The sequence below is a fragment of the Microcoleus sp. BM001215392 genome, assembly GCF_036700185.1.
Classification (GTDB): domain Bacteria; phylum Cyanobacteriota; class Cyanobacteriia; order Cyanobacteriales; family Microcoleaceae; genus Microcoleus.
Genome location: NZ_JAUBOJ010000453.1, coordinates 1 through 5450, shown reverse-complemented (window position 1 = coordinate 5450; position 5450 = coordinate 1). Strand labels below are relative to the sequence as shown.

Genomic DNA, 5450 nt, shown 5'->3' with positions numbered 1-5450 from the left:
CGATCGCACCTCTTTAATCTTGCCAACCCTCCGTTTCACTCCGCCCAACATTTACGTTTTGAAGGTGTCAAGTTCTGGCAATCTTAATTTTAATGAAGATAAGGAAATTTTACCAATTTTAAGAGAGTTAGCCAGCAGAGCGCCAATAGATGTTCAAAAGCTGGAGTCTTTATTGTATGGGCTTTTTGAAAATCTCTTGATGCAAAAAGCTTAAGTTTTTTCTTAACTCTTCGATCTTCTCTGGCAGAAAACTGACAAATTTGTAAACTGAAAGCAAAGGTTGAGTGCTGGTGCCAGGTATCACAAACAGGACTGTATAGGGAGGTAAAAATAGAGTTGCATCTACCTAAAGATTTAAATTTAATTGTAACTTTAGGTAGAGACAAAAAATAGTTTAGATTGCGATATTTTCACCCATTGCAGAGTTGTGCAATGATAACTACCTTAAAGAGCAACAGGAAATACAAACTTAAGTAATTAACTTGGCACAAACTACTCTAGTTTCATCCCCTCTGTTTGTTTATCGTATTAATTAAGCTTTCCACAGCTTGGAGTTGAAACAATTTGCGTCTTAACTCACATAAATTTAGTGTTCTAAACAGTTAGAACTCAATCGACTAATCCACAACATGAAAGGAGAAAAAAAATGGCTTTTATACCACCTACTGCTTCACTACTTATCCCTCTTTTAAAAGGGGTTTCCGAACTAATTAATATAGCTGATGATGACCCAAAACGAGAACATTTTACTCAAGATTTTGTCAAAAAAGCAAAGGAGAATTTTCCCGATTATAATGTTGTGATTATTCACACAAAACACAATCGAGAGGGGAATTTCATACATCAGCATTATGAGCTGCCAATCAGTCTTGGAAGGACAATTGGATATAAAATCTACTTTTCCAAAAAAGGCGATCCATTTTCCTTAGAAAATTTAGGTGATGGCGGTTTTATTAATTGGGCATTTGATGGTTACAAGCGAGATGGAAATCGCATTTTTACGTAAACGTTCGGGGAGGTGTAATGAGCAAAAAATGTCCCTTAGTGGATCGAGAACGAAGTGAAAAAATCTAGCGGAGCGACAAAACTTCATAATAGACATCTTCAAAAATTAAGCTAAAAGTTAATTTTTGAAGATGTCTAGTAGAGAACTGGCAAATTTGTAAACTGAAAGCAAAGGTTGAGTGCTGGTGCCACGGAGCGCAAACAAAACTGTATTGGGAGGTGAAAATAGAGTTGCATCTACCTAAAAATATAAACTGAATTGTAACTGTAGGTATATCTTAAGAGTTTGAAAACACGCCCTTGACAACACCAGATGTGCAAAAAACGACATTCTCAATGGATGCGATCGCTCGTTTTGTTGGCAATACCTGGGCAAAAATCCTTGCAAAGTATTCCGCTCATCTAGTTACCCATTGCAGAGTTGTACAATGATAACTACCTTCACGAGCAACAGGAAATACAAATTTAAGCAATTAACTTGGCACAAAGTACTCTAGTTTCATCCCATCTATTTATTTACCGTATTAATTAAGCTCTCCACAGCTTGGAGTTGAAACCAGTTATCCGAACACACAGTTCAACCAAGGAGAAAGGGGAGACCTAATTAAAGAAGGAAGGGCAGTAAATAAGTCTGATTCACATAATCAGATTTTTGTCAATACGTAAGTCCTATCCAGATAATGCTTCGGAAACAATAAAAGCTTTAGAAGCGCTCGTCATGCCAGAAAATCAGGCATTTTTCTCAAAGGAGTCATTATGACCAAGTTAGCGGTTCACAATGCAACAAATCAGGCGGTCACGGTTTACCTGACCTTCGGTGGATCGGGGTCAGCCTGCCCAAATCCAGTTGGCGTGGGTGATTTTCCGATTCTGTCACCTGTTCAGGGTTCTCCGAAACAAGGGAAGTTCACCTTGGAGGCTGGTGCAACACACGAGTTCGACCCAAAGGGGAGATGTTTTACTGGCAACGTGGGATTTTTCATTTTGCCGCAATGTCCGGTCGCAGGAGCCGACTTCCATCATGGCAAGGAAGGTACAAATATTGGCGAGTTTACCCTGAACGTCACTCAAGGCGACGAAGCCTTCGATATCAGCTGCGTAAACGGAGTCAACTGCTGGATGAAGATGAGCGTAACCGGGTCTGGTTGGTCTGACGGGGTGAACAATACCTCCATCCACTCGATCGAGAATAAGGCACTGCGGAAAAATCACGGAAATCCAGGCGTCTACCCGGTCAACTGCACTGACTGCATACAGTTGGTTGGTAATCCGCCATGTCCCAGTCTGCCAATAGGGCCGCCGCAGACCAAGCGTATTTGCAATATCCAACGCGCCGTGCGACCCAACTCGGATGATACTCTCACCATTACGCTCAAAGAAGGCACCCCACCTTCGTAAAATTACAGAGATTGACTGCGAGTTCGGCAGATATTGGTGGCATAACAAATCATTCCAGCCCATGCCGCCGCTGAATTCGTCGTTAGACCGCAAGATCGTGCGTCAGGAAAACGTGGAATAATATTATACGCATGAAAAAAATACTTTTGTTCTAAGAAGCCATGCCTTCCCCACTATGCGGTCACGAATTCCCGCAAGATGTCTAGTGATGGGCTTAAGGGTAACACCGCAGCGCGATCGCAAGACAAGATAGGCGATCGCACTATTTCAGCGTTATTCGTTTGTACAACATCACTTTTTAGAATAGGAGGAATTTCCAATGGTAATCTATCCCACGAATGGCAATCCTATAATTGCTTTGGTTGTAGTGAGCGTTAGCACATTCAAAGATTCGGCTTTCCTAGCAGCATTTCGGAGTATTTCGCTATCTTTTAGTTCAGAAGCAGCGGCTAAGAATTTTTTTGAGGAGGCTAGATCTATGGGCGGTCAACAATCAAGACTAGAGCCAAACAATGTTGTTATTTTTATTCCTGACTTTGGTGGTGGTCTCCATGCTGTTAAAGTTGTTTACCACGCGGTAAGCTCTTACAAAGATAGCTTAACTTCTGTGGATAAAATTGAGATATCTGCTCCATCTGAAGAAGGCAAAAACTTACTTAAAGACCTCGAAGAGTACGTGCAGAGATATTTGGGGTGGGATGCTATAACTGTGAAATAAAAAACTATGTTTGTTGGAAAATGTTGTCTCAATTCATCGCCGAACGTTTGATGATTTACAGGTAGATTTTTTGAGGGCTAGGCTACGCGCTCGCACCCAAATACTTCCCAATTGCAGGCAAGAAATCAGTGATGAGTTGAGGGTAACAGGCAAAAGCGCGATCGCCCGATCGAAATAATTCTCGATCGACACAGGCAAACCTTTGTGTCTTGCTGTCTGCAAAATTCGCTAACAAGGTGAAAACGGAGAACTGAAATGAAAGACTTCATTTATGGCATTCCCAAAGCAGAATTGCACATTCACATTGAAGGCTCCTTGGAACCAGAGCTGATGTTTGAAATTGCTCGGCGCAATGACATCAAACTGCCCTATGATTCCGTGGAGTCAGCACGCGAAGTATATAACTTCCAAAATCTGGAATCTTTTTTAGATATCTACTACGCAGGTGGTAGTGTACTGCTTTACGATCGAGATTTTTATGACCTTACTTGGGCTTACTTGCAAAGGGCTGCCAACCAAAATGTGCGGCATACCGAAATATTTTTTGACCCTCAAACACATACTCAGCGAGGAGTCTCTTTTGAGACGGCGTTCAACGGCATCCATCAAGCGTTGCAAGATGGACGGCAACTCTTAGGAATCTCATCCAAGCTGATTTTGTGTTTCTTGCGCGATTTGAGTGCAGAAGCAGCAATGGAGACACTGGAACAAGCAAAGCCATTTCAAGATCGGATCGTAGCTGTAGGCTTAGATTCCTCTGAGTTAGGAAATCCACCGTCAAAATTCAAGGAAGTCTTTGACAAAGCACGTTCAGAGGGCTTTTTAACCATTGCCCATGCTGGTGAAGAAGGGCCGCCAGAATATATATGGGAAGCGATCGAACTTCTCAAAGTATCCCGCATCGACCACGGCGTTCGCTGCACGGAAGACCCTCAACTGGTGCAATATCTTGCAGACAAACAGATTCCCCTAACTGTGTGCCCGCTGTCTAATGTCAAGTTGCAAGTGTTCGACTCAATAGCAGAACACAACCTCAAGCAGTTGATCGATCTGGGCTTGTGTGCCACTGTAAATTCTGACGATCCTGCTTATTTTGGCGGTTATATTTCCGAAAACATCGAGGCAGTTCAAACAGGGCTAAATTTAAGCCAAGATGATATTTACAAACTGGCCAAGAATTCCTTTCAATCCTCGTTTCTGAGTGCGACAGAAAAACTAAATTTCATCACCGAGCTGGATAGATTTATGGCTCAATTTAGCTGACTTTTAACAGGCGATATCGATCGCCCTTGCTGGTGCAACGGAACGCTGAGGAAACAAAGTATTATCTGGAAGTTCTCAACGACTTTTTGACTGTAATAGAGGAATCGATCGCAATTTGAATGCCAACTTATTGGGTTTAATATTGCCAAACAAGTAAATATATAATAGCTATGAAAAAGCATTTTTTCTTAGTCTTAAGAATGGCGATTCCTGTGTTGACATTCTTACTGGGCTTCTCAGTAGCAAGCGGACGATTTATCTCTAAGACACTTCCAGTCTCTCCAAATCTGATTCCACTCAATTCGACAGAAGGCGAACAGTTACTATTGACCAGCACTGCACAGCGGGACTATTTGCCACTCAGTACCTATTTTGTGACGCAAAAAAATGCGGCTTACTGCGGTGTTGCCAGTATCGTGATGGTGCTGAACGCTCTTTCAATTCCTGCCCCGGCTGCACCTGAATTGGGAAATTCTCACACATTTACTCAGGATAATGTCTTTAATGACCAAATGCGACAAATCCGATCGCCACTCGAACTATCATTGCGAGGCATGACGTTAAATCAGTTAGGGCAATTTTTAGCCAGCCATTCAGTTAAAGTAGACCAGCATTACGGTAGCGACACTTCGCTGGACGAGTTTCGCGATCTAGCAACCAAAAACTTACAAGAACCGAATAACTTTGTGGTGGTTAACTATTTGCGTCGAACCATTAATCAACAACAATCGGGACATATCTCTCCCATCGCGGCCTACAATCGACCCAGCGATCGCTTCCTCATCCTGGATGTTTCTCGCTACAAATACCCGCCCGTTTGGGTGAAAGCAGAAGAACTGTGGCAAGCAATGGCAACCAAAGATTCTGAGTCTGGCAAAACACGCGGATTTGTCTTAGTTAGCGCCAAGTGACGCAGTTCGTAGTGTGGAATGCAAGTCCGCTCTCAGGCTGCGTACTACTGAACCCCCTGGATTTTTCGTTACCTATAATAGACAAGAGTGAAAAAATCACAGAAGGGCGTAGCATTTGGACATAAAATCTTAGGTTTAACCGATAAATTTTCGCC

General features: G+C 42.5%; 7 protein-coding genes. 6 read left to right on the top strand and 1 reads right to left on the bottom strand.

The genetic code is table 11. The features are described from left to right. The 4 genes from QT974_RS30510 to QT974_RS30495 all read left to right on the top strand — a co-directional run. Positions 1-214: hypothetical protein (locus tag QT974_RS30510; RefSeq protein ID WP_333472123.1), on the top strand; the 214-nt coding region annotated here is incomplete at its 5' end. Positions 215-646: 432 nt separating this feature from the next. After that, positions 647-1006: a hypothetical protein gene (locus QT974_RS30505; RefSeq protein WP_333472122.1), complete on the top strand. Its 360-nt coding sequence runs from the start codon at positions 647-649 to the stop codon at positions 1004-1006. Positions 1007-1761: 755 nt separating this feature from the next. Further along, a complete protein-coding gene (locus QT974_RS30500; protein WP_333472121.1) occupies positions 1762-2403 on the top strand; it encodes a hypothetical protein in 642 nt (213 codons plus the stop codon). 319 nt (positions 2404-2722) lie between these two features. Next, positions 2723-3121 (top strand): hypothetical protein, encoded by a 399-nt coding sequence (locus QT974_RS30495; protein ID WP_333472120.1) that lies wholly within the window; start codon positions 2723-2725, stop codon positions 3119-3121. Positions 3122-3154: 33 nt separating this feature from the next. Here the strand turns inward: QT974_RS30495 and QT974_RS30490 are convergent, their stop codons facing one another. Next, positions 3155-3343: a hypothetical protein gene (locus QT974_RS30490; protein WP_333472119.1), complete on the bottom strand. Its 189-nt coding sequence runs from the start codon at positions 3341-3343 to the stop codon at positions 3155-3157. Between the two features lie 33 nt (positions 3344-3376). On the opposite strand from QT974_RS30490, the gene QT974_RS30485 reads away from it, so the two are divergent. Together QT974_RS30485 and QT974_RS30480 are read left to right on the top strand one after the other, a co-directional pair. Continuing rightward, the gene (locus QT974_RS30485) at positions 3377-4384 is read left to right on the top strand and encodes an adenosine deaminase (protein WP_333472118.1); all 1008 of its coding nucleotides are present in this window, start codon (positions 3377-3379) and stop codon (positions 4382-4384) included. A gap of 170 nt (positions 4385-4554) precedes the next feature. After that, complete coding sequence (locus QT974_RS30480; protein ID WP_333472117.1) at positions 4555-5295, top strand: phytochelatin synthase family protein; 741 nt, start codon at positions 4555-4557, stop codon at positions 5293-5295. Positions 5296-5450 lie beyond the last annotated feature (155 nt).